Origin of the sequence: Colwellia psychrerythraea, from assembly GCF_000764225.1 — a bacterium.
GTDB classification, from domain to species: Bacteria; Pseudomonadota; Gammaproteobacteria; order Enterobacterales; family Alteromonadaceae; genus Colwellia; species Colwellia psychrerythraea_D.
Genome location: NZ_JQED01000046.1, coordinates 1 through 19,553 on the forward strand (window position 1 = coordinate 1; position 19,553 = coordinate 19,553).

The following is a 19,553-nucleotide window of genomic DNA, read 5'->3' on the forward strand; positions in this document are numbered from 1 at the left end:
GCAAGCTAGAAATGTTACCGCTCGACTTGCATGTGTTAAGCCTGCCGCCAGCGTTCAATCTGAGCCATGATCAAACTCTTCAATTAAAAATCGTTTGTGCATCACATAGTGATGCTGCTCAATGAATTCTGTCGTGATACCTGCCTAAGCAGATATCGCATTACATATATAAGTATATATTTTTTGCATGAACATCATTCATTAAGCGTTTTTTTTGTTTCCAAAGGAAACTAAGTAAAACAACTGTAATGTGAGTGTCCACACAAATTGCATGATAACTAATTGTTAAAGAATCTTAAATCGAAAGACTTAAGGAGCAAATAATCTCATTCGTTATTCGCTTGACTTCGTTACCGTTGCTCCGAAGTAGGAGGCGTATAATACGCTCCTTAGTTTTGATGTCAACGTTTATTTCAAAGTATTTTCAAAAACATTTTAAAATGAAACGTTAAGTTAGCTGAATTACCCGAAAAGCAACTAGATAACTTATCAAAACAGTTCTTTGGGTTACCCCTTGGAACTGGTGGCGCATTTTAGAGACTTTTCGCTTTTGATCAAGGGTTATTTTCACCTTTACGCTTGTTCGGTCACTTATCATACACATAGCTTCATTATTGGGCTATACGGCACGATCATAAAGGATCTTTGATTATTTTTGTTTAAATAAGCTCTTTATTATAATGCGAATATGTCTATCCTTCTCAGCATTAAAGTGTAAAATTTAAAGATATTTACCAGACTTTCTGCTCAAAAATAAAAAAACCGACACTAAAGTCGGTTTTTTATAATTCTCTAAATGATCACAAGATAAAAATACGTTAGATCTCAAAGATGATCATACACTTTAACTCGCGCTACATTTAATTAGCTGTTTTCTTGCTCACGTTCAATCGCACGATAAGCAATATCAGTTCTGAACTCTACACCTTGCCAAGTAATTTGATGTAATAATTCATATGCAGTTTGTTGTGCTTCTGTCACTGAGTTTCCTAAAGCAGTTGCACAAAGTACGCGACCACCATTAGTCACTACTTCACCTTGTTCGTTCAGCTTGGTACCAGCATGGAATGTTTTGGCTGATACATTATTATTAGTATCTAAACCTGAAATGACATCACCCTTAGGGTAATCTGCTGGGTAACCTTGAGCAGCAAGTACAACACCAACGGCAGCACGACTATCAAATTCAATAGACACTTTATCTAATTCACCACGAGTAGCGGCTAAACATAAGTCAACTAAATCAGATTGTAAGCGCATCATGATAGGCTGTGTTTCCGGATCACCAAAGCGACAGTTATATTCAATAACATTAGGTGTGCCATCTGCGGCGATCATAAGGCCTGCATATAAGAAACCACTGTATGGCGCATCTTCGTTAGCCATACCTTCAACCGTTGGCATAATAACTTCGGCCATAATACGATCATGGATCTCAGGGGTAACTACCGGTGCTGGAGAATATGCACCCATGCCACCTGTGTTAGGACCTAAGTCGCCATTTAACGCGCGTTTATGATCTTGGCTTGTTGCCATTGGTAAAACATTCTTACCATCAACCATTACTATAAAGCTTGCTTCTTCACCTTCAAGGAACTCTTCAATCACTACGCGATGACCAGCATCACCAAAGGCATTGCCCGCTAACATATCAGTAATCGCATCTTCAGCTTCAGCTAATGTTAACGCCACAATAACGCCTTTACCTGCTGCTAAACCATCGGCTTTAACAACAATTGGTGCTCCTTGTTCACGAACATAAGCCAATGCAGGCTCAACGTCAGTGAACTTTGCATAGCTACCAGAAGGAATTTTATTACGTGCTAAGAAGTCTTTAGTAAATGATTTTGAACCTTCTAGCTGTGCAGCTTTGGCACTTGGACCAAAAATAGCTAAACCTTGTGCTTGAAAAGCATCAACAACACCATCAACAAGTGGTTGTTCTGGACCAACAATAGTTAAGGCAACGTCTTCACGTTGAGCAAAAGCAACTAAAGCAGCATTATCAGTAACATCAATAGCAACATTCTCTAATTTTGCTTCAGTAGCAGTACCCGCATTACCTGGGGCAACAAACACTTTAGTAACCTGACTTGATTGAGCCGCTTTCCACGCTAACGCATGTTCACGACCACCGCCGCCAATAACTAAGATTTTCATATGTTTTTCCTATATATTTTCTTTACGCTAAATCAGCAGTTACTTAGCTGGTTTAACAAATTTTAATGTCATGCGATCACTTTCGCCAATCGCTAAATATTTCGCTCTGTCTTTATCTTCAAGTGCTAAACGTGGCGGTAATGTCCACACACCTTTTGGATGAATAGCTAAGTCTTTTGCATTGGCATTAACTTCAGATGAGCCAGCAAATCTAAAACCAGCCGCTTTGGCTTGCTTAATAGTGTTTGCTTCAGAGACATAACCCCGTGCTTTTTCAGGGCTAACACCTGCTGGCAATCTGTGTTCAACTACGCCTAAAACGCCACCAGGTTTGAGTGCATTAAAAGCATCTTTGAATACTTGTTCTACACCAGCGTCTTTCCAATTATGCAAGTTTCTAAAGGTTAAAATTAGATCTGCAGTTCCTTGAGGCGCTAATTCACTTTCTTGTCGAGGTGTGAAATCAGTTAAAATAACCTCACTAAATACAACGTCAGACGCCAATTTTTTCACTAATTTTTTGCGAGAATTGCTGTAGTAGTTATCTTCACCCGTATCAGGGTAATGGGCACCATATAACTTACCCGACCCTTTTAAAGCTGGTGCTAGTATTTCAGTGTACCAACCACCACCTGGGGTAATTTCAACAACAGTCATATTTGGCGTAAAGCCAAAAAAGTTCAGTGTTTCAATAGGATGACGATATTGATCACGTGCTTTATTTTTAGCGGTACGATGATCACCTGCAACCGCATTTTCAAGAGCTTTTGTTGAGGCGCTATTATTAGTATTAGCTTCATGTGCATGAGTATCATGCGCAGTCGCAGAAAAACTTAATGCACTACAGCTTAAAGTTACTGCAATAGCAATTGATTTAAGCGCGTTTGTTTTAATTGTCATAACTATTTTCCTTGTAAAATTATTAGTTTTTTATCAATACCCTTAAAGATATTAATTTATGGCAATATTTATAACAGATATTATACCAATTACACTAATTAAGAATTCATTTTCAAATGGTCTAAAATTCCAATAACATCGTTGCTTTCAATCCTAATAGCCTGCTATTAGTCAATCAAGCGCCTTGTTATTGAACCTTTATCCTCATTAAAGCTGTAATCTTAATTAATCAAAATGGTATTAAACAAACAAGCAGCGTTGATTTTATTTCCATACTAATTTTCATTGTAAGTAAATAAATCAACACTGCTTTGATCAGTAATTAAGGTAAGCACACTTTTAGATTTCCGTCGATAAACTACGGGAATAACAAATACTCTAGTGCACCTGTGAACCTATCTTTTACTTATTACATGTAAGTAGCTTCATTTTTAATAAAGTTCCTTTAAGCTGATCTGTTCAATTTAAAGAAAAAAGCACGGAGCTGACGAATGTCAGTGAGTACTTTTGACGCCTAAATTGGACTTAGCAGCGACAAGGGACACTATTAATGGCGGAAGTGACGCATACCTGTGAACACCATAGCGATGTTATGTTCGTCTGCTGCAGCAATAACTTCGTCATCACGCATAGAACCACCCGGCTGAATTACTGCAGTAATTCCTGCTTCAGCTGCAGCGTCTAAACCATCACGGAATGGGAAGAATGCATCAGAGGCCATTACTGAACCTTTCACTTCTAAGTTTTCATCAGCAGCTTTAATACCCGCAACTTTTGCTGAGTATACGCGGCTCATTTGGCCTGCACCAACACCGATAGTAGAGCTATTTTTAACGTAAACAATCGCGTTAGATTTCACAAATTTTGCAACTTTCCAACAGAATTGTAAATCACGCATCTCTTCATCAGTTGGTTGACGTTTAGTTACTACATTTAAGTCATCACTTGTTACGCGACCTTGATCTGTATCTTGTACTAATAAACCACCATTAACACGCTTATAATCAAAGCCTGTGGTTTTATTATCCCACTGACCACATTCTAATAAACGTAGGTTAGGTTTAGCAGCAACAATTTGTGCAGCAGCATCTGAAACACTTGGTGCAATGATTACTTCAACAAATTGACGAGAAACAATGGCTTCAGCGGTATCTGCATCTAACTCACGGTTAAAGGCGATGATGCCACCAAAAGCAGAGGTAGGATCGGTTTTATAAGCGCCTTCATAAGCCGCTAAAATATCATCACCAATGGCAACACCACATGGGTTAGCATGCTTAACAATAACACAAGCTGGTTCATCAAATTCTTTAACACATTCTAATGCTGCATCAGTATCGGCAATGTTGTTATAAGATAAAGCTTTGCCTTGCAATTGCTTGGCAGTAGAAACAGACGCTTCTTCAGGATTCGCTTCCTTGTAAAAAGCTGCATCTTGATGAGAGTTTTCACCGTAACGTAAATCTTGTGTTTTAATAAACTGGCTATTGAAAGTACGCGGGAATTTAACTTTGTTCTCGAAAGAAGCTTCTGATTCAGTTTCAGCTTCACCGTAAGCAGGCAACATTTTACCAAAGTAGTTAGCAATCATACCGTCGTAGCTAGCTGTATGCTCGTATGCTGCGATAGCTAAATCAAAACGTGTTTTATACGTTAACGAGTCATTGTTGCTATCTAATTCAGCTAATACACGATCGTAATCGCTAGCATTAACAACAATAGTTACGTCCTTATGGTTTTTAGCAGCGGCGCGAACCATTGTAGGTCCACCGATATCGATATTTTCAATCGCATTTTCTAAGGAACAATTTTCATCACTTACTGCATTGGCAAACGGGTACAAGTTAACCACTACCATATCAATTGCGCTGATATCGTTTTCTTCCATTACCACTTCATCGGTACCACGACGCGCTAAGATGCCGCCATGTACTTTAGGGTGTAACGTTTTAACACGACCATCCATGATTTCTGGGTGACCAGTATAATCTGAAACTTCAGTTACTTTGATGCCGTTTTCAGCTAATAATTTTGCTGTACCACCAGTAGAAAGAAGATCAACACCCTTCTCACTTAAACGTTGAGCAAACTCAACAATACCTGATTTATCAGAAACACTTAACAGTGCGCGTTTAATTGGACGTGGAGTATCCATCTGTTTATTTACCTTCTTTGTTGTAACTTACTGCTAACTTACCGCCAATGTGCCGTTAACTTGCATGGTTACATGATTATTTAAAGTGATTTTGAGTGTTATAAAACATAAAAAGCACCCGAGGGTGCTTTTCATTGAAATTCGATATTAGTTCATACCGTATTTTTTAAGTTTCTTACGTAAAGTACCACGGTTAATACCTAGTAAGTTAGCTGCGCGAGTTTGGTTACCGCGAGTGTACATCATTACTTCTTCTAACATTGGCGCTTCAATTTCGCTCAATACAAGGTCATACATATCATCAACATCGTTACCATTCAATTGTGATAAGTAGTTGCTAATTGCAATTTTAGCTTGGCTACGTAATGGAGAAGTTTTTGTTTGTGTTTGAATATCGCCAGTGATAAATGGAGAAGAAACATTTTGTTCGAACATATGATATAACTCTTTCTTTTGTTAATAAAATAAAACTACAACAACTTGTACTCGCCCTAATGAGAGCTGGTCACAAAGTCATCAAAAAATTTGTCTAACGTCACCAATTGTTCATCGGTTGACGCTAAAGCATTAAAAATAGCCCTAAACGCTTTGCCTTGGTCAATAGAAAACGTTGCGCTAAAACCGTCTTTGGTCTCAACTAAGTTTTGTATGTACCAAGAAACATGTTTTCTAGCGATCATCACACCTTTGAAATCGCCGTAAAACTGATGTAACTCCATAACGTGTGCCAATACAATTGAACGAACTTCGCTCAATGCAGGTGCAGACATCTTTTTACCCGTAGCCAAGAAATGATTAATTTCTCGAAAAATCCACGGACGACCCTGTGCACCACGGCCAACCATTATGGCATCCGCACCCGTATGATTTAAAACCTGTAGCGCCTTTTCTGGTGACGTAATATCACCATTTGCCACTACAGGAATTGAAATAGCTGATTTTATTGCTTTAATCGTGTCGTATTCCGCATTGCCTTTATAAAAGTCATTACGAGTACGGCCATGCACTGCGAGTGATGCGATTCCACTATTTTCAGCAATTTTTGCTATTTCAATACCGTTACGGGTATCTTCACACCATCCAGTGCGAATTTTTAGCGTAACCGGTACATTTACCGCATTCACCACTGACTGAACAATACGTTCAACCTGTGCTGGCTCTCTTAATAACGCAGAACCCGCTAATTTTTTATTTACCTTCTTTGCCGGGCAACCCATATTGATATCAATAATTTGTGCGCCGTTATCAGCATTCACTTTGGCAGCAAACGCTAACTCATCAGGGCAACTTCCGGCAATTTGTACCGAACGAATTCCTGCAGCATCACCATGCAGCATTCTTAATTTAGACTTTTCGGTATTCCACACTTTCGGATTCGACGAAAGCATTTCAGACACTGCTAAACCCGCACCCAATTGACAACATAATTGTCGAAATGGTTGATCGGTGACTCCTGCCATCGGGGCAAGCATTACCTGCGAATTAAGTTGATAAGTACCTATTTTCATACTGCTGTTTTTTTGAGCTACCTTTCAAAAGGGCGCTAAGTTTACTCGTTTTTTTTTCAATTGAAAAGCATAGAATTTGAACAATATTTGATTTTTTTCACCTTTTTGATATTGACATTTATTAAAGTATTAATGTGAGCGTAAATCGTACAATTTCCGAATAAATTGGTTGACAAAGCCTTCAAAAAAGATAAAGCCAAATATGTCGCAAACTTAGCTCGAACAACGGCTGCAACTGTGGCAAAGTAAAATTACTGACACTTACCTAAGCTAATAATAATTATAAATATAATGACAACACTTTTGAGATTACCCATTACCAATGTATTCGGACAAGGTGACTACAGCGCCACTTTGCACCTTGGTAGCGAAAAAGCCCCCGTTAATCTACTACTTGATACCGGTAGCAGTACGCTGGTAGTAAAAAGCACTTCGTATCAAGCAACACTTGATAAAGAATTAACACCGAGTACCGCAGTTCAAGAAGTTAATTATGGTGTTGGCGGTTGGAATGGCCCGGTGATATTTACAAGTATTAATATTCATGAGCATTGCCATCAGTCTGAACACCCGCAAAGCATTGCGAAAAGCTCAAGCATGAATTTAACTAACGCGCCGATTGCACTGGTGCATTCAGCAAAACAGAGTAAAACCTTTGGTGAAGCCGATGGCATTTTAGGCTTGGCTTATCATCACTTAAATAAAAGCTTTGATTTTAGCGATTACTTTACCGAACATAATATTGCTCCTGCGCTGAGTTACCCGTGGCCGTTTAGTAATGAGCTTAGTGAAGACTTGGTTAGCTTTAAAAAACTAATGTGGAAATACCCTGAACACGATGTAACGCCCTACTTCACTTTATTAGCAGAACAGCAGCTTAGCGCTAATAAGTTTGCTTTCTACAGTAAACGCTCTGCGATACATGTTAATGAAAGCCACTCAAACAAAGAAGATAAGATACCTGCGACTGCTTTAGCCAACGATCCCTTAAACAAAGGTTTATTAATATTAGGCGGAGGTGAAGAGCAAACCGACTTATACCAAGGTGAATTTCAAAGCATCAAGGTTGAACACGATGTTTATTACAATGTAGAGTTAAAATCAGTTCAAGTTGGCACAAATAAACCAGTAATAGCAGCACCACTTGACCAAAAGCACCTTAAAAGTTATTTCACCAACGCCATAATTGATACCGGTGCAGGAGGCATCGTACTTACGGCTGAAATATACCAACAAGTGATTACTGACCTCATTGCTTATAACGCTAACTTTGCTCAATGTTTAGCGCCTTTTAAAGAGATGAGCGCGCAATTAACTGGTATAGATAGTAGTAAATTACAACTGTCTGAGTGGCCAACACTGTATTTTAATTTTGTCAGCGAACCAGCAACCGCTACTACCGCAGAAAAAGTTGTACAACTTTCCTGTACGCCAGAAACCTATTGGCAAATTAATACACCTGATTATGACAAAGCGTGTTTTCGTATCTTAAGTCAATTACCACAATGGCCTAATCAAAGCATTATTGGTTTACCATTGTTAAATAATTATTACGTAGTGTTTGACCGTTCAGTGCATAAAACAGGTGTAATTAAGTTTGCTGAGCAAAACAAGTAGTTAAAAAAATAATATAAGCAATAACTGCATTACGAAAAAATTTAAATATTTGCTCTTTACACATTTTTTGCACATTTTATTGCTTTAATGAACCCTAAAGATGAAATGTACCTATTACTAAGGATATAAATGCATAGCTTTACTACCGAACGATTATTAATAAGACCGTTATCTGAGGAAGACAAAGCGCTATTCATTAACCTTTATACCGATGCCAAAGTGATGCGCAATATTAGTGCCCCATTGAGCGGTGAAAAAGCAGAAAAAGCGTTTCACAATACCTTGAAAATAATGAAGAAAGCTCAACCCAGTATCATGACTTGGGTAATTGTCAGTTTGGCTGATAACAAAGCAATTGGCATACAAGGGTTTACTTGGCCTACAACAAACATTACTCAGCAAGGTGATAGAGAACTTACACAAGCCGAGATAGGCATAATGTTAAATACTAAGGCTAATGGAAAGTTATTTCCTGAAGAAGCGATGGGTTCGTTAATGGAATACGGCTTTACTCAACTAAAACTAGAACGAATAAATGCCGTTTACGCGAGTAAAAATCTAGCCACCAAACGCTTTGTTAACAAGCTTGGTTTTTTCTTACCTGCTAATTTACAAAATGATAGTGGTAAAACAAGCTACCAATACTTCGATTACCAGCAATGGAAGCAGCGGTTAATTAAAAAGGTATTTATCAATGCTTCACCTAAATACACCTAAAGAAATGCATAATACTGCCGATTAAATGGCGATGAGAGATTGCTAACAATAACAAGATGCTAAAAAGAAGATTAGCCGTTGCCTTAAGTACACCCTTTCTGCTAATTTACTAAGCAATGTAATTGCTTCTAGTACCAACCCGTTCTAGAGATATTATGTAAAGTCATAAAAATAATAACAATAAAAAATAAAGGTATTCACTATGTCAGGAAGTTTAGTGTGTGTTGGCACTGGCATGACGTTAGGTGCACATATTAGCCCTATCGCTAAAAGTCATATTGAACAAGCTGAAGTAGTATTTTCTTTGATGGCCAACGGTTTTGCCGAAAAATGGTTAGAAGGTATGAATTCTGACGTTCGTAGCCTGCAATGTTATTACCAAGAAGGTAAAAACCGCAACATTACCTATAACGAGATGGTCGAAGCAATATTGGCCGAAGTGCGCAATGGCAAAAAGGTGGTTGCTGCCTTTTATGGTCACCCAGGGGTATTTGCTTGTATTAGCCATAGAGCAATTAAAAAAGCTGAACTCGAAAACTTGCCTGCCAGCATGGAACCGGGTATTTCTGCTGAAGACTGCTTATACGCAGACTTAGGAATTGATCCCGGAAAAACAGGGTGTAGTCACTATGAAACTAGTCAGTTTATGTTTTATAAACGAAATGTAGATACCTCTGCACATCTAATATTATGGCAAGTAGCATTGGCTGGAGATAAATCTCTTGCTAAGTTCTCTACCGGTAGCGCTTATCGCCAAGTACTGGTTGATTTATTATTGGAATATTACCCTAGCGATCATCAAGTGATTTTATATCAAGCCAAGGGCATTGCTATTGATACCATGCGCGCTGATACGATTGCACTCACTGAATTAGTTGATGCTGAATTATTAATGCACACTACTTTGGTAATACCGCCTTGTAGCAAAATGCAGACTAATGAAGCGGTATTGGCAAAATTAGCAGCTATAGATGCAAAAGAGGAAAGAGCAAAAAAGGGTCCAGTATTAAGTCTAGTTTTATAAACTTGGCAAAAAAAGTTTAAGTAAAACGCTGTAATTTTAAGAACAACAACAACAACAACAACAACAACAACAACAACAACAACAACAACAACAAAATGGAGTAAGCACTATGAGTAAAGTAATACAAGTTTTAGAAGCAATGGCTCAACTGTCAAATGCTGATGTTGCACAATTAATAGCCCAAGCAGACATTACTGCAGAACAAGCAGAGGCTGTCATCAATAAAGACGTAACTTCACTCGAACGTCAATTAGATATTTGCCCAGATGTATATTGTCTTTTAGTACCTGCCGAAGATGATGAGAAAGAAGAAGATGATGATGCATCTGACATTAAATCAATAGTAAACGGTTAATATTAATTATGATTAATAAGAATAGAGCAAATAACCTATATTTAGTTCTATTCTTATTACTTTTTCATTTTACGAAAAGTGCATCAGCAAGCATTACTCGAAACATTGACCTATTATTAGAAACTGCCAACAAAATAAGAACTAGCGACCCTAGTAAATTCGAAAGATTACTTACTGAATTAGAAGAAAAATCGACACAACTAACAAAACAACAGAGTTATTATTTAAACTATTTAAAAGCCTATAAACTGACATTTAATGGTAAAGGTCAAGAGGCATTACCTCTATTTCAAAATATTCTAGTTGCAAGTGACGCTAATTTATCAATAAAATTTCGAGCCCGCCTAACAATAATAAATATTTTTGCTATTGAGCAGAATTGGACTGAAGGCCTATCTTATCTATCTATTTTGTTAGAGGAATTACCTAACATAAAAGATCTTGAAACACACTTAAATGGCTTAACGGTAACGGCCATTTTTTATAATCAATTAGGTCAATATACCTTAGGCTTAAAATATGCAGAACAACTGTTCAACAGTGATCCAAAAAATAGAACAGCATGCTTCGCAGCAACAATGATTATTGAATCAAAATTACATTTAAATCAATTAGAAAATAATGATATTGAAATAAAAAAAGCAATAAGTCTCTGTGAAGATGAAGCTATTGCAGCAAACTTCATCCGGTCTTACAGTGCTAAGTTTAGCCTTACCAACAATAAGCCAGAAGAAGTCATCAAATTTTTAACCCCTCACTTAGCACAAGTAAACGCTACTCAGTATCCTAGACTAATTGTAGAAATATACACTTCATTAGCTGAAGCTTATTGGTTACAAGGCAATTTAATTAAAGCAGAAGAACTTGCTTTGGAATCAGTAAGGATTGGTGAGAAGATTAAAACAACACAAGCAGTTATTAAAGCTTATAAGCTACTCTATAAGGTAGCTAAAAAACGAAGTAACCATCAAGAAGTAGCACTTCAGTATTATGAAACATATGCCCAACTTGATAAAACCTATATAAATGAAACCCAAGCAAAACACCTTGCTTTCCAGCTTGCTGAACACCAAGCCTTTGAACAAGAAAGCCAAATAAAACTACTTAACGAACAAAACAATGCCCTAGCCGCTGAACAAGCATTAGCAAAAACTCAAGCGAATAACAGAAAGCTAATAATTCTCTCTTTAGGATTAATTATTATTGTATTCGCCTTCCTTGGTATGCGCTTTTGGCGTACACACAAACGGGTGCGACAGTTAGCGGAATATGATCCATTAACAGGCATTTATAACCGTGGTCATTTTACCCAAGTTACTAATAGTGCATTGAAGTATTGCCAAAACGCCAAACAAGATTTAAGTTTGATCATGTTCGATCTGGATCATTTTAAAAAGGTTAACGATATCTTTGGTCATGCCTGTGGTGACTGGGCGTTGAAAGAAACCATTAAAGCTTGTAAAGGCATAGGTAGACAAAATGATATTTTTGCCCGCTTAGGTGGTGAAGAATTTTGCTTAGTATTACCAAGCTGTAATATTGATGCGGCTATGCTGCGCGCAGAAGCTTGTCGAGCGGCAATTGAAGCAATAATTACCGAAGAATCTGGGCATGATTTTTCAATCACTGCTAGCTTTGGCGTCACCGATGTAAAACGGTCTGGCTTTACTTTAGATAAACTATTAGCCGATGCTGATATGGCCGCTTACACATCAAAAAATGCAGGCCGTAACAGAATTACTATGTTCGAAATACCTCAAACAGAAAAACCTAAAAAACTAGATAATTCTTGGGACTATGAGACGTAATCTCGAGCACTACGCTACTCATTAAATTCAGTTGAAAAAGACCTCATCCCCGGGTAGAAACTTCGGGGATGATACTCTATTGTTGGATTTACTTATTTGCGCTGTCCGTTTAGACGAACCCATTCTTCTTGCACGCTCACTGGTTCCATATCACACCACTGTCCGTAAATTTCTTGAAGGGTTTCAGCCTGCTCTTCTAGTACGCCAGATAAGGCTAACAAGCCCTTATCACCTACATATTCAATAATAGTTGGTGCTAGTTCACGTAATGGTCCAGCTAAAATATTGGCGACAACAACGTCAGCTTTAAATTCGGGCTGATCCTTAGGTAAAAATAACTCAAGTCTATCAGACACATTGTTACGCTCAGCATTAGCAAGGCTGGCTTGTAGTGCTTGTGGGTCAATATCAATTCCGATAACTTTCTTAGCGCCTAATTTAAGGGCTGCCAGTGATAAAATGCCCGAGCCACAACCAAAGTCGACGACGGTTTTATTTTTTAAATCTAAGCTGTCTAACCAGGTTAAACATAATGCTGTCGTTGGGTGGGTTCCCGTGCCAAAAGCAAGGCCAGGATCTAACATGACATTGACCGCATCAGGCTCAGGTACATCGCGCCAGCTAGGACAAATCCACAAACGATCACCAAACTTCATTGGATGGAAGTTATCCATCCATTCACGCTCCCAGTCTTTGTCTTCTAGTTGCTCTAACTTGTAGCGCATTTGTTCTTTGTCTGGGTGAATACTTTGCAAATAACTAATCACCTTATCCATATCATGGCTAGCATCAAATAAGCCCATAACGACTGTATTTGACCAGTAAATAACTTCATCACCAGGCAGTGGTTCATATATTGGGGTGTCTTGTGCATCAATAAAAGTCACCGCTTGTGAGCCACAGGCTGAAAGCCAGTCACTATATTTTTCCGCATTGTCTTCGTTAGCACTTAATCTCAGTTGTATCCAAGGCATTTGATTTTCTCTACAGGTATTTTGTGTTTGCTGCTACTCGTTGTCGTTATGGTTGTCAGTTGCGTAAAAGAGACGATGTCATTGGCAAATAGTAGCAATAAATAAGCTTGATGCTAGTTTATCATTCATTGCTGCTAGAGTAGGCATAAATAACCAGAAAAAGGAAAATACCATGTTAGATTTACTGCCGGATCTCTTTGACGAATACCCTGAACAACTTAACTTAGCCACGAAAGCCTTTATTGACTACGGTAAAAGAACACTTTTTTGTGGCGAGATTGTTACCGTTTCATGCTTTGAAGATAACTCTAAAGTGAAAGAGCTTTTAGCAACCGATGGGTCGGGTAAAGTCTTAGTGGTTGATGGTAAAGCCAGTATGAACCGCGCATTGTTAGGCGATATGATAGCTGAAAATGCAGTAAAAAATAATTGGCAAGCCGTGGTAATTAACGGCTGTATTCGTGATGCTGGCACTATTGGTACGTTAGATATTGCAGTTAAAGCGCTAGGTTGTAATCCGATAAAAACAGAAAAGTTAGGTGTTGGCGATACTAATATTGTTGTTAATTTTACCAATATTGACTTTATACCTGGTTGGTTTGTATATGGTGATGCGAACGGGCTAGCGGTTAGTGAATCAAAGTTAAGCGTTACAGCGGGTTAAGTGTCAATTCAATACTAAAATAAGTGCTAAATTTACTATACCTATAATACAGATTAAGGTTTTATCATTTCTGCTATGTTAACCTGAGCTTATAAAATAGGTAAGTAGAAGAGTTGACATCTAAATGAAGTATTTTCCCGTTTTTCTTGATGGTAGTAAAATTAATGCCATGGTTATTGGTGGCGGTGATGTTGCTGCTCGCAAGATTGAATTACTGTTAAAAACCACCACCAAGATTACCATAATGGCGGAAAGCGTTACCGAAGGTGTAGAGCGCCTAATTAACGAAAATGAATTAAGCTGGTTAAAGCATAACTATAAAGCAGGTTTGTTAACTCAGACGACTTTAGTCATTGCTGCCACTGATAATACCGACGTTAATGAGCAGGTTTATCATGAAGCCGTAGAATTTAACATTCTTGCTAATGTGGTTGATCAACCTGCCCTTTGTACTTATATCACGCCAGCAATTATTGACCGCTCGCCGATGATTATTGCGCTGTCAAGCTCTGGCAGTGCACCTATTCTCATTCGTATGTTACGAGAACAGATAGAGAAAATATTACCGCAAGGTTACGGACGCTTGGCTGATTTTTCGTTAAAGTTTCGTGACCATGTCAAAGCTCGCATCAAAGGTATTCGTAATCGTCGAACGTTTTGGGAAAACACCTTACGTGGTTCAATAGGACAAGCATTACTTGATGACAAACAGCAAGAAGCTGAGCAACTATTGATTATGAGCTTGAAAGAAAAAATTGCGCCTCCTCAAGGTGAAATTATTTTTATCCAAACTCGTGAAGGTAATCCCGATAATTTAACCTTAAATGCCCACCGCGCTTTACAATTTGCCGATGCTGTTTTTTATGATGGCGAGGTAAATGTAGAACTGATTGAGTATGTTCGTCGCGATGCAGAAAAGTACCCTCAGAGCATCAGTTCAACCATTATGCTCAATTATCAACATGCCTTAGAGCTCGCTGAAAAGGGTCAACAAGTTATTTACTTACTTAGCGGTAACGAAGAGTTACCCAGCAATGCTGCATTAATTGCAAGTGAGATTAGTACCCAAACCATCGTTAGCGGTAGCTAGTTCTTATAAACTTGTGACAATCAATAGATAAAATTACACAAAAGCAGCTATAAAGCTGCTTTTTTTTTGCTTCAGCTGTAAGCAAATCATTTTTGAAAACCACAAACGAAACAATGAAATAACTTTCGCTTATTTTTAACTGACTAAAATAGTCTTTTTTTAAAGTGCGTATTATATTAATTGCGATTAGAATACGCACAATAGTTAATAAAGTAACCATGGTAAAGCCAAGGTTATCACTTAAGGTTACTGCTCTGTAACAATACCGTTTATGTCTAATATTTCGAATTCAACTTACCTTTCCGCTTTTGCTAGTGATGTTTCACACTATGCATTACCCAATAAGTTTACCTACCCATTTTGTTATCAGCCACATCCGTTAGCATTAGTAGCCAGTGAAGAGTTACAACAAAAATTGGAAAGGTTTCATCCTGTAGAAGCTGAACAACAAGGCAGAATGTATGGGGTATTAATAGTTAAAGATGCTCAAGGTAAACTTGGTTACTTAGCAGCGCTTTCAGGCAATGCGAATGAGACCAACACAGGTGAAAGTAGTACCGATAAAAATAAAACCAACGACGACACTGCAATTAACTTTGTTCCTACGATTCATCAAGCGTATAAGCAGAATGAATTTGAGAAACAGCAACAAGTTGAAATCAATAATATCAACAAGACCATTGCACAACTTGAGGCTAACCCTGATATTAGTAAATTAATGCTTTTATTGGAAACTGAAATAGCTAAATCTGATGAAGAGATACAAGGTTTGCAGCAACAGATGCGGGATAATAAAAAAGCCCGTAAAGACCGACGGACTTGGTTAAACACGGCAGTATTACCTGAAGACGAACACAGAGATATTAGCATTGCACTATCTCGCGCTAGCGTAACGGATAAAAAAGCACTACATGCATTAAAGTTGCATCATCAAACAAAGATTAGCTTAACCTCAAATGATTTACAGCAACTTACTAATGAAATAGCTTCGTTAAAAAAGCTCAGGAAAAAGCGTTCTGCAAAACTACAAAAGCACTTTTTCAAGCAATATCGAATGCTCAATAATAAAGGTGAGAGCAAAGACTTAATTGAAATTTTTGCCGATACCCTAGTGCAAAAACCGCCAGCGGGCTCGGGTGATTGTGCCGCACCAAAGTTATTACAATTTGCTTTTGAACATAACTTAACACCGCTTTGTATGGCTGAATTTTGGTGGGGAAACCAACCTAAATCAGAAATAAGAAAGCACAAACACTTCTACCCTGCTTGCCAAGGTAAGTGCCTGCCCATTTTAGGCCATATGCTTGCAGGTATGGCGGTAGATAAAAACCCTCTATTGGATAACCCTGCTGAAGATATAGCGATAGAGATTGTTTTTCAAGATGAGCATGTTGTCGTGGTAAATAAACCCGCTGGCTTATTATCTGTGCCAGGTAAGTCGATAAAAGACTCGGTATATACTCGTATTAAGACACAATTCCCCCAAGCAAGCGGTGGTTTGATTGTTCATAGATTAGATATGGCCACTTCGGGTTTACTGATGTTAGCGCTCAATGAACGTGCCCATAAACATTTGCAACAGCAGTTTATGAATAAAGAGATTAGCAAACGTTATGTGGCAACGATTGAAGGTAAGTTAGCAAAGACGTCTGGCAAGATATGTTTGCCTCTTCGTGGTGACTTTGATGATAGGCCAAAACAAATGGTATGCCACGAGCATGGTAAATATGCTGAAACGCATTGGCAGCTTATTGAGGAAGTAGATAACACCAGTAAGTTATTTTTATACCCTATTACCGGCAGAACACATCAACTTCGTATGCACTGCGCTCATCCTGACGGACTTAACCTTCCCATTATTGGCGATAGCTTATATGGCAATAGCGCAGATAGACTTCATTTACATGCCCAACGTTTAAGCTTCACACATCCGATAACTAAAGAGCAGTTAACTTTTGAAATAGCAGAAAACTTTTAGCTAATTTTGCTTTAAATCCTCAAACAGAATTAAGTTAGTGCGTGTAAGACACGCTGTAGTTTCAACGTGTCTTACAATCGTTGTGATTTGTACACAATTACAAGTGACTTGATGGCGTAAAGGGTTTTACTCCAAGTATTTGATACAACTCTTCGGGTTTATAAAAATACTCATCTTTTATCACCAGAGAAATTTTTCTTAAAACTGACATGTCTTTGAGTGGGTCACCATCAATCAAAAGCACATCTGCTGACTTACCTTCGGTGATAGAGCCCAAATAATGTGCTGCCCCAACAAGTTTGGCCGAATTTATACTAGCGATCTTAAGAACTTCCATTTCAGGAATACCGGCATCAGCGTATAATTCAAGTTCACGATGGAGTGTAAATCCTGCGATGTTATCGGTACCAGGCACGATAGGTACCCCTTTGTCGTATAATTTCTTAACCAAAGCAGACAAGGCATCAGCTCCCGCTTGGTAGTTATCCTTTAAATCATCAGTCACATGCATTTCAGCCCCCTTTAATTGGCGTAAAACATTAGGTGGTAAATGCTCCGCAACAGCAAGAAACTCAGAATCAATTTTTTTTCTTTCTTTTAATAGCAAACTTCTAAAAGTTGATAACGTAGGGTCAATAACTATTTGGTTATCGGCGAGTAACTGAATAAGGTCATTAAATTCTTTACTATCAATGTCTACGTCTCCTGCTTTTTCACCTATTAAGGTGAAACGAAGTTGCTGACGAGTATCTACTTCTGTACCAGCCAAAAAATTTAAAAATAGCATATTAATGTGCTGAATTTCATCATAACCAGCGTTAACAGCTTGCTCTGCTGTCATGAATGCAGGTATATGACCACTTAAACGCAAACCTCGTCTATGTGCATGTTTTGCAATGGGCTCAACCCAAGTAGGATCGATAGAGCTATAGAGTTTGATTTGTATATAACCATTATCAGCAAACCAATCAATCTTTTCATGAGCTTCGGCTAATGACTTCACCGACAAACCAGCAGAAAACTCACTCATTTGGTCGAAAAAACCAGCTCTAAAAACGCGATTACCAATGACCTGGTTAGTATTAAATAACCGCTCTATCTCCATTATATTGTCGTGACTGTTACCAACATCTCGAACATTCGTTACTCCCGAAGCCACATTAAGCAAGCCATGATCCTTACTTAAGTGACCGTGCATATCCCACAACCCGGGCATTAAGGTCTTTCCTGTACCATCAATAGTTGACGTGTGTTCAGGCACATTAATATTTTTAGCAACTTGAGACACCTTGCCATTTTTAAATAATACATCTGTATTTTTAAGTACCACTGAGTTAATTACATCGACTACTTGGGCGTTTTTAATCAGCAAGGTGGAATAAGAATGACTTATATTACGAGCAACACCTTCAAGATATTCTTGTTCAGCTGAATTTTGAATTACTTTTAGTTTTTCAAAATCATCTAGCGTAAAACCTTCGCGTATTACTTTCATAAAACCCGAGTTATCTTTAGCAAAAAAATTTCCTTGCCCGTCATACCAGCTGAAATCAGGAGTAAAACCTAAACCACTGATGGCGTATAAGGTAACTTGCTCTGAGCCATCATCTCCTGATAACTTAACCGTTTTCAATGCTGTTAATCTTGCAGTACCTGACGGTAATAGATCGATAGAGTTTCCTATATTCTTCAACATGGCTTGCACCATTAAGTTTTCAGCAACAACGGCACTATTTACTGGGAGGTAAAACCGTTCGCCTGAAGATTTTAATCTGCCGTCTTCTTTGTTGCTTTCCCAACGAGCAATGCCATCTTGCCATTTAAACGATTCTGCAATAGCAGCACCAAATGGCGACAACCCCGTAGATTCAAAAGTTAAAATTTGCCCTTTTCCATTAAGTTTTATTTTTTCATCAATTTTGAAAATACGATTATTCCAACGCAGGTCCAAACTCCCATGATATTGAGTATCTGAAACCTTTGTCATGATCTGTTTACCTGCTAATCCTTTCTCTGAATAAACAAGGTTAGTTATTGATGTGTTATTGGCAAAAACTACTGCCGATACCATTGATGAGAACGCGAATAGAAATCGTAAAAGTGACCAATTCATTAGACTAATTTCCGTATTTATATTGGGTTTGCCAAGTATAGTTGACTAACTAACAAAGATAAAAATTATGCAAAAATCTACATAAATGTAGTGTTGACTTCAAAAAGTGAGTCCACTAGAATCGTCATTAGGTTGCAGAGACGCCTTTTCCGCTCAAGATGAATTCACTCTGATATCTATAATTAATCAGTTCAATACGAACTAAGTAGGCTTTGCGGAATGCCAATTTACTTAGAGGAATTGAATTGTGACTTTTCAAGAAAACCATCAGGTTAACCCCGACCACTCCCAAAAAACTAAATCAAGCACCAAAAATAAATTCACCACTATCCGCAAAGGTACTGCTACATTCGGCAAGCTCATTTTATTAATGCTGTGCTTTGTTATATGTGATGCCTACAACCTATTGTCAATGAACACTTTTACAGCAAGCTTTGAGTTATCTTTGGCGAATGCTTTTTCATTTCAGACAACAATTGAATTGAAGTAG

General features: G+C 38.1%; 16 protein-coding genes and 1 rRNA gene. 9 read left to right on the forward strand and 8 right to left on the reverse strand.

Annotation, left to right across the window (positions count from 1 at the left end):
* The 6 genes from ND2E_RS0121745 to dusB all read right to left on the reverse strand — a co-directional run.
* Positions 1-86, reverse strand: a 16S ribosomal RNA gene (locus tag ND2E_RS0121745); the annotation flags it as partial.
* Positions 87-864: 778 nt separating this feature from the next.
* A complete protein-coding gene (gene purD / locus ND2E_RS05425) occupies positions 865-2,160 on the reverse strand; it encodes a phosphoribosylamine--glycine ligase (RefSeq protein WP_033094978.1) in 1,296 nt (431 codons plus the stop codon).
* Positions 2,161-2,199: 39 nt separating this feature from the next.
* The gene (locus ND2E_RS05420) at positions 2,200-3,060 is read right to left on the reverse strand and encodes a class I SAM-dependent methyltransferase (RefSeq protein WP_052056820.1); all 861 of its coding nucleotides are present in this window, start codon (positions 3,058-3,060) and stop codon (positions 2,200-2,202) included.
* Positions 3,061-3,607: 547 nt separating this feature from the next.
* A complete protein-coding gene (gene purH, locus ND2E_RS05415; RefSeq protein WP_033094979.1) occupies positions 3,608-5,215 on the reverse strand; it encodes a bifunctional phosphoribosylaminoimidazolecarboxamide formyltransferase/IMP cyclohydrolase in 1,608 nt (535 codons plus the stop codon).
* A gap of 147 nt (positions 5,216-5,362) precedes the next feature.
* Positions 5,363-5,650 carry a DNA-binding transcriptional regulator Fis gene (gene fis / locus ND2E_RS05410; protein WP_011041412.1) on the reverse strand — a complete coding sequence of 96 codons (288 nt, stop codon included), beginning with the start codon at positions 5,648-5,650 and terminating at the stop codon, positions 5,363-5,365.
* Positions 5,651-5,706: 56 nt separating this feature from the next.
* On the reverse strand, positions 5,707-6,723 hold the full coding sequence (gene dusB / locus ND2E_RS05405) for a tRNA dihydrouridine synthase DusB (protein WP_033094980.1): 1,017 nt from the start codon (positions 6,721-6,723) through the stop codon (positions 5,707-5,709).
* Between the two features lie 291 nt (positions 6,724-7,014).
* On the opposite strand from dusB, the gene ND2E_RS05400 reads away from it, so the two are divergent.
* The 5 genes from ND2E_RS05400 (at position 7,015) to ND2E_RS05385 (ending at position 12,244) form a co-directional block, all read left to right on the forward strand.
* A complete protein-coding gene (locus tag ND2E_RS05400; RefSeq protein ID WP_033094981.1) occupies positions 7,015-8,340 on the forward strand; it encodes a pepsin-like aspartic protease in 1,326 nt (441 codons plus the stop codon).
* 129 nt (positions 8,341-8,469) lie between these two features.
* Entirely contained in the window at positions 8,470-9,057 is a 588-nt protein-coding gene (locus tag ND2E_RS0121750) for a GNAT family N-acetyltransferase (RefSeq protein ID WP_052056822.1), read from the forward strand.
* 202 nt (positions 9,058-9,259) lie between these two features.
* Positions 9,260-10,081, forward strand: coding sequence for an SAM-dependent methyltransferase (locus tag ND2E_RS05395; RefSeq protein ID WP_033094982.1), 822 nt, complete (start codon positions 9,260-9,262; stop codon positions 10,079-10,081).
* Positions 10,082-10,190: 109 nt separating this feature from the next.
* On the forward strand, positions 10,191-10,436 hold the full coding sequence (locus ND2E_RS05390) for a hypothetical protein (protein WP_033094983.1): 246 nt from the start codon (positions 10,191-10,193) through the stop codon (positions 10,434-10,436).
* 8 nt (positions 10,437-10,444) lie between these two features.
* Positions 10,445-12,244: a tetratricopeptide repeat-containing diguanylate cyclase gene (locus tag ND2E_RS05385; protein ID WP_052056824.1), complete on the forward strand. Its 1,800-nt coding sequence runs from the start codon at positions 10,445-10,447 to the stop codon at positions 12,242-12,244.
* A 92-nt stretch (positions 12,245-12,336) separates the two neighbouring features.
* Here ND2E_RS05385 and prmA read toward each other — a convergent pair whose 3' ends face one another.
* Positions 12,337-13,218 (reverse strand): 50S ribosomal protein L11 methyltransferase, encoded by an 882-nt coding sequence (gene prmA, locus ND2E_RS05380; RefSeq protein ID WP_033094984.1) that lies wholly within the window; start codon positions 13,216-13,218, stop codon positions 12,337-12,339.
* Positions 13,219-13,390: 172 nt separating this feature from the next.
* Between prmA and ND2E_RS05375 the strand changes: the two genes are divergently transcribed.
* The 3 genes from ND2E_RS05375 to ND2E_RS05365 all read left to right on the forward strand — a co-directional run bounded on the left by ND2E_RS05375 (position 13,391) and on the right by ND2E_RS05365 (position 16,950).
* Positions 13,391-13,882 (forward strand): putative 4-hydroxy-4-methyl-2-oxoglutarate aldolase, encoded by a 492-nt coding sequence (locus ND2E_RS05375; protein WP_033094985.1) that lies wholly within the window; start codon positions 13,391-13,393, stop codon positions 13,880-13,882.
* A 124-nt stretch (positions 13,883-14,006) separates the two neighbouring features.
* Positions 14,007-14,972: an NAD(P)-dependent oxidoreductase gene (locus ND2E_RS05370; RefSeq protein ID WP_052056826.1), complete on the forward strand. Its 966-nt coding sequence runs from the start codon at positions 14,007-14,009 to the stop codon at positions 14,970-14,972.
* Positions 14,973-15,243: 271 nt separating this feature from the next.
* Entirely contained in the window at positions 15,244-16,950 is a 1,707-nt protein-coding gene (locus ND2E_RS05365; protein WP_033094987.1) for an RluA family pseudouridine synthase, read from the forward strand.
* A 97-nt stretch (positions 16,951-17,047) separates the two neighbouring features.
* On the opposite strand, the gene ND2E_RS05360 is transcribed toward ND2E_RS05365, so the two are convergent.
* Entirely contained in the window at positions 17,048-19,063 is a 2,016-nt protein-coding gene (locus tag ND2E_RS05360) for an amidohydrolase family protein (protein WP_033094988.1), read from the reverse strand.
* 247 nt (positions 19,064-19,310) lie between these two features.
* On the opposite strand from ND2E_RS05360, the gene ND2E_RS05355 reads away from it, so the two are divergent.
* A complete protein-coding gene (locus ND2E_RS05355) occupies positions 19,311-19,553 on the forward strand; it encodes a hypothetical protein (RefSeq protein ID WP_033094989.1) in 243 nt (80 codons plus the stop codon).

Coding starts and splice junctions, on each gene's coding strand:
- ND2E_RS05360 (WP_033094988.1), bottom strand. CDS start 19,063: ATGAATTGGTCACTTTTACGATTTCTATTCGCGTTCTCATCAATGGTA.
- prmA (WP_033094984.1), bottom strand. CDS start 13,218: ATGCCTTGGATACAACTGAGATTAAGTGCTAACGAAGACAATGCGGAA.
- ND2E_RS05365 (WP_033094987.1), top strand. CDS start 15,244: ATGTCTAATATTTCGAATTCAACTTACCTTTCCGCTTTTGCTAGTGAT.
- purH (WP_033094979.1), bottom strand. CDS start 5,215: ATGGATACTCCACGTCCAATTAAACGCGCACTGTTAAGTGTTTCTGAT.
- ND2E_RS05390 (WP_033094983.1), top strand. CDS start 10,191: ATGAGTAAAGTAATACAAGTTTTAGAAGCAATGGCTCAACTGTCAAAT.
- fis (WP_011041412.1), bottom strand. CDS start 5,650: ATGTTCGAACAAAATGTTTCTTCTCCATTTATCACTGGCGATATTCAA.
- dusB (WP_033094980.1), bottom strand. CDS start 6,723: ATGAAAATAGGTACTTATCAACTTAATTCGCAGGTAATGCTTGCCCCG.
- ND2E_RS05385 (WP_052056824.1), top strand. CDS start 10,445: ATGATTAATAAGAATAGAGCAAATAACCTATATTTAGTTCTATTCTTA.
- ND2E_RS05375 (WP_033094985.1), top strand. CDS start 13,391: ATGTTAGATTTACTGCCGGATCTCTTTGACGAATACCCTGAACAACTT.
- ND2E_RS0121750 (WP_052056822.1), top strand. CDS start 8,470: ATGCATAGCTTTACTACCGAACGATTATTAATAAGACCGTTATCTGAG.
- ND2E_RS05370 (WP_052056826.1), top strand. CDS start 14,007: ATGAAGTATTTTCCCGTTTTTCTTGATGGTAGTAAAATTAATGCCATG.
- ND2E_RS05420 (WP_052056820.1), bottom strand. CDS start 3,060: ATGACAATTAAAACAAACGCGCTTAAATCAATTGCTATTGCAGTAACT.
- ND2E_RS05395 (WP_033094982.1), top strand. CDS start 9,260: ATGTCAGGAAGTTTAGTGTGTGTTGGCACTGGCATGACGTTAGGTGCA.
- ND2E_RS05400 (WP_033094981.1), top strand. CDS start 7,015: ATGACAACACTTTTGAGATTACCCATTACCAATGTATTCGGACAAGGT.
- purD (WP_033094978.1), bottom strand. CDS start 2,160: ATGAAAATCTTAGTTATTGGCGGCGGTGGTCGTGAACATGCGTTAGCG.